The sequence below is a fragment of the Adlercreutzia sp. genome, from assembly GCF_056795635.1.
In genome coordinates, this window is record NZ_JBQIIT010000053.1 from 1 (window position 1) to 4,886 (window position 4,886).

Genomic DNA, 4,886 nt, shown 5'->3' on the forward strand with positions numbered 1-4,886 from the left:
TCGGGGGCACTATGTTCGATTTCACCCCGAATTGCATGCTCTGCATTATGAACGCTCAGGATAGTTCTATCGAGGGGCTTATCGGGGGCAATGGCCCGCTGGTAAACCTGCAGGGCCAGCGCGTGGTGAATGAGACGGGCTCGCGCAATGACATCTGCCGCGCCATTATGGATGCGGATGGCGCTGTGCTCTACCGCATTTCCGACAAGAACGGGTCGGGCTATGCTAGAGAGGATTATATGGGAGAACCGGAAGAATCGATGGTGAAGTACCAGCGAGTTTATCGAGGGAATACCTTAGAGGAACTCGCGGAGGCTATCGGGGCCGACAAGGCGGCGCTGGTGGCCACTATCGAGGACTTCAACCGCCACGCCGAGTCTTCCGAAACCGACGATCTGGGACGAAGCCTCTATTCCGCCTCAGATGTCATCAAAGAGCCGCCTTTCTATGCGTGCCCTAATACGTGGGGTACTCATATCTCGCTTGACGGTATCAGCACCAATCCTGAGACCTATGCGGTCATCAGCACGACTGGCGAAGAGATTCCGGGGCTGTATGCTATCGGCGAGCTGGCGGGACTGAATGGCGTGAATTGCATGTACTACGGTCTGGATCTCGCCAATCAGATGTTCGAGGCTTAATCTCTGACGCCTTTAAGGGCGCATCCATCTACCCTCCCTGTTGAGCGGGGGCGCCGGTTATCCGACGCCCCCGCTCGAAGTTTGTTCGGCTGTTGGAGATGTTCTAGCTCAGCGTGTAGAAGGCGTATTCGGCTTCGCCTTGGGGGAAGGTGGCCTTCACCTCGTAGAGGTAGTTCGGCTCGATGGACAGGGCGATGGCGCCGTCCTCGCCGAGGGTGCAGGGCACGTCCATGTCCTCGGCGGCCGGATCGATCTTCGGCTGGGAGTCCTTGGCCAGCGGCGTGCGCTCGATTTCAACGGAGGTGGGGTTCACCGAGAAGGCGATGAAGGCGTCGGTGGCTCCTCCCACGCGGGCGTCGGCGACGTTTTCGGTGAGCTCGCCCATGCCGTCGGCGGCAAAGCCGTCCACTTCGCTCGTGGAAGTTTGGCCGTCCTCGGTCTTCCAGTGCCACTCGAACTCGTAGGGGTTCAGCACGACGGATACCTGGGCATCGGAGGTTTTATAGTCAAGCGATCCTGCAGGCACCTGGCTCTGATCGGGTGCGGCGAAGACGGTGTCCACGATGTCGGCGTACTGCTCGGCATCGGCGGGGCTGCCCTGCTCGATTACTTCGACCTGATAGATGCCGGGGTATTGCCCCGGATAGCTCTCGGCCATGACCCCGTTGCCCGTCACTTTCACGATGTTTCCGGCAACCAGGTCGTCCTCGTCGATTTCCTGGCCGTTATAGATGATCTTCGCATCGTCGATGTTGGTGGGGATGTAGGGAGTCTGGGTCTCTTGGTCGACGAAGAGCACCTGGTCGCCGTTCACGTAGGCCACCATCGCGGTGTTTTCCACGGCATCGGTGGGCAGGTTGCCGCCCTTGTTCGCGTTGTCGTTTTGCTGAGGGCCGCCCGTCTTATCGTTCTGCTGAGGGGATTCGGGCGCCTGATCGCCCGACTGGGCGGAGGGGCTGGGGGAGCTGGCGGCCTGGTCGTTCGTGCCGCCCTTAATCGAGCAGCCTGCGAGAGCGATCAGGCCGGTGGCCAGTACGCCGACGAGGGCGATGCGAGTGAGGTAAGAAAGCTTCATGGCGCTGCCTTTCCGCGGGGAGTAAAGTAGCGCCATCATACCGCACCCTTGTCGCTTCCGAGCCACATCGTGGGAGAACCGTAGCCGCAAAGCGCACAAGTTGAACAAACTCTCGTGATAAAAGAGCGCTTTCCTACAGCGCCTTCGCCTTGGCGACGCAGGCTCCCACGGCCTCCATGGCCGCCGCCCGGAAGCCCCGCTGCTCCAGGGCTTTCACGCCTTCGATGGTGGTACCACCTGGCGAGCACACCATATCCTTCAGATCGCCGGGATGCCGCCCCGTCTCCAGCACGAGCTGCGCCGATCCCGCTACGGCCGCCGCTGCGAACTCGTAGGCCTGGGCCCGAGGCATGCCGGCTTCCACGGCCCCATCGGCCAGGGCCTCGATGAACATGAACACGAAGGCCGGCGAGCTGCCCGCCACTGCGCTCGCGGCATCCATCAGGCGCTCGGGGATAACGATGGCGTGTCCGAAGCTTTCCATGAGCGCGAGGCAGAGGGCCTCGTCGTCCTCGGTGGCTCCGGTGCCGGGGCACACGGCGGTGCAGCCGGCATTCACGAGGGCCGGGGTGTTCGGCATGCAGCGGATGAGGCGCATGGTGTTCTCGTCGCGGCCGAACAGCGCGGCGATGCGTTCAAGCGTGAGTCCCGCCGCAATGGAGATAACGAGCGCGTTCTCGTTCACCGCATCGCGGATCTCGGTGATCACCTCGGGAAAGAACTGCGGCTTCACGGCCAACACGAGCACATCGGCCGCCGCGGCCACCTCGCGGTTGTCGGCGGTCACGGCAATGCCGAACTGCGTTGCCTTCGCCTGTCGTGTGGCCTCGGTCTTGGCCGAGCCGATAAGATCGGCAGCCGTTACCGCTGTCCCGTCGGCGAGTACCGTGCCCTCGCGCAGCAGGCCGCCGATGATGGCTGTGGCCATATTCCCCAGCCCGATAAATCCAATCTTCACAGAGAGCCTCCCTTTTCGCGTTGAACGGCGCCAAACCTCGCTCAAACGCAAATTTTCGCATCAGCAAGGGCGAGGCTATGAACAGGGAAAACAAAGCAAATAGCCTGGTCAAGCCAAGGAGAAGAAAAGTGCGTTTGCGCGACATGCGCCCAGTGCACAGTATACAAGAAGAGCCCCCGACGCAGGCCGGGGGCTCTGGGACGCAGGGGGAAGTAAGCGGTTGGGCGCTTACACGTCCAGGTTCTTAAAGGCGTCGGGCACTTCCTTGAAGCCCTTCGACTTCACTGCGCAAATGATGAAGCCGATGACGAACCAGCTTACGCCCATGATGTAGGTCATCACGTCGAAGCCGGTGAACACGTAGCCCAGAATGAGGATACCGAGCCAGGGGCAGATGAGGTACTTCACGATGTTGCCGAAGGAGTAGCGCTTCTTCTCCTTAATGAAGAAGTACCAGAACACGGCGAAGTTCAGCATGATGAAGGAGGCCAGGGCACCGAAGTTCACCAGGGTGGCCAGGTCGGCCATGGTGAGGACAAGCGACAGCACGAGCGCCACAGCGCCGATAAAGATGGCACCCACCCAGGGGGTCTGGTACTTGGGGTGCACCTTGCCGAAGATGCTGGGAATAACCTTGTCGCGGCCCATGGAGTACAGCAGGCGCGAGGCGGCCAGCTGCGCGTTCATGATGTTGGCGATGCCGATGGCCACGATGTTGATGATGAGCATGATGTTGCGGAACAGCTCGCCGCCGATCATCTCGCAGCCGTAGAACCAGGCGTTCTCGGCGTGCTCGGGGCTCCAGCTCTGCCAATCGGGCTGCACCAGCGAGGCGATGTAGGTCTGCGCCACGAAGCACACGATGATGAGGCCGAGCGCGATGAGGATGCCGCGGCCGATGTTCTTCTGGGGCTCGTTGGTCTCCTCGGCCAGGGTGGAGATGCCGTCGAAGCCGAGGAAGTTCAGGGCTGCAATGGAAATGCCAGCGGCCAGGAAGTGCGCATCAACCTTGCCGGGCTGCCACAGCGGATCGGCGTTGAACTCGCCGGCTCCGCCGCCGCCCATGATGAAGTTGCAGCCGAGGGCGATGAACGCGATGACGGCCAGAATCTCAACGGCGAAGATGATGAAGTCGATGCCACGGGTCATGGAGATGCCGCGGATGTTCACGAAGGTGTTGAACACCACGAACACGATGACCCACAGATACCACGGGCTGTTCGGCACGAGCATGGTGCCCCAGTTGGCCACCATGACGTACAGCAGGGCCGGCGTGATGCAGTAGTCCAGCAGAATGAGCCAGCCGGAAATAAAGCCCACGTGGGGGTTGATGCCGCGCTGCACGTAGGAGTACACCGAGCCGGCGATGGGGAACTTGTTGCTCATGCGCACGTAGCTCAGCGCCGTGAAGAAGATGGCGATGAAGCCCACGATGTACACGAGGGTGGACATGCCCAGGGCGTCCTGCTGGACGAGGCCCCAGATGGAGTGCGGCGCGATGATGACCATGAACAGCACGCCGTACAGCACGACGTCCCACAGGCCCATGCCGCGGCGCAGCTCCTGCTTGTAGCCGAACTGCTCGAGGGATGCGTTATCCCCGGCGCCCGACGTTTGGATGGGTTTCGACATAGAGTCTCCTTCCTTTCCCTTCCAGATCCTTCTCTTCTATCCTCAAAACTCGCATAAGGCGCATGACGTTCCCCGACGTCGTGCTGCCCTTGGCGAGGGTTGAGCAGCGCGGGCCAGCATCCTCTGCGCGCAGCTGGCCGACAGAGGGGCGCTCCTCTGTCCCGCGGAGCGCCCCGGTCGTGTTTTAGCCCACCAGCGGCGGGAACTGCGGCAGCTTCGGCGTACCGATGCGCAGGGACAGCTGCACCTCGCAGGGCTTGCAGCCCTGGCTGATCTCCACGTCGGATTGCACCGACATGTACATATAAGTGTCGATGGCGTCCCAGCCGGTAATGGCCATGAGCAGCCGCTGCATTTCCTTGGAGGCGCACACGAGGGCCTCGTTGTACTCCTGGGCGCTCGCGTTCACGTACCAGCGGCCAGCCGGCCCGAAAGTTTCCAGTACGGGCCAGTGGAGCTCGAAGTTCTTCAGCACGGACACGCGCACGGTGATTTCGGCGGCAATCTCGATGCCGGTGCCGCACAGCTCGGCGTCGCCCATGGTGGCGTGCACGTCGCCCATCTGCAGCAGGGCGCCCGG

The 4,886-nt window shown here is 61.8% G+C and carries 5 protein-coding genes; 1 reads left to right on the top strand and 4 read right to left on the bottom strand.

From position 1 onward, the window contains the following. Positions 1 to 641 (top strand): FAD-binding protein (locus tag ACTOXK_RS12025; protein ID WP_482279995.1); only part of this gene is annotated, 641 nt, incomplete at its 5' end. 103 nt (positions 642 to 744) lie between these two features. Here ACTOXK_RS12025 and ACTOXK_RS12030 read toward each other — a convergent pair. The 4 genes from ACTOXK_RS12030 to ACTOXK_RS12045 form a co-directional block, all read right to left on the bottom strand. Next, a complete protein-coding gene (locus tag ACTOXK_RS12030) occupies positions 745 to 1,716 on the bottom strand; it encodes a hypothetical protein (protein WP_286142271.1) in 972 nt (323 codons plus the stop codon). Positions 1,717 to 1,849: 133 nt separating this feature from the next. After that, entirely contained in the window at positions 1,850 to 2,674 is an 825-nt protein-coding gene (proC, locus tag ACTOXK_RS12035) for a pyrroline-5-carboxylate reductase (protein ID WP_286142270.1), read from the bottom strand. Positions 2,675 to 2,902: 228 nt separating this feature from the next. Next, positions 2,903 to 4,306 (bottom strand): APC family permease, encoded by a 1,404-nt coding sequence (locus tag ACTOXK_RS12040; RefSeq protein ID WP_482279996.1) that lies wholly within the window; start codon positions 4,304 to 4,306, stop codon positions 2,903 to 2,905. Positions 4,307 to 4,490: 184 nt separating this feature from the next. Beyond that, on the bottom strand, positions 4,491 to 4,886 hold a 396-nt coding region (locus tag ACTOXK_RS12045; RefSeq protein ID WP_482279997.1), incomplete at its 5' end, for an acetamidase/formamidase family protein.

Bases quoted from the DNA above. Each gene is read 5' to 3' on its own strand.
- ACTOXK_RS12040 (WP_482279996.1), bottom strand. From the start codon at position 4,306: ATGTCGAAACCCATCCAAACGTCGGGCGCCGGGGATAACGCATCCCTC.
- ACTOXK_RS12030 (WP_286142271.1), bottom strand. From the start codon at position 1,716: ATGAAGCTTTCTTACCTCACTCGCATCGCCCTCGTCGGCGTACTGGCC.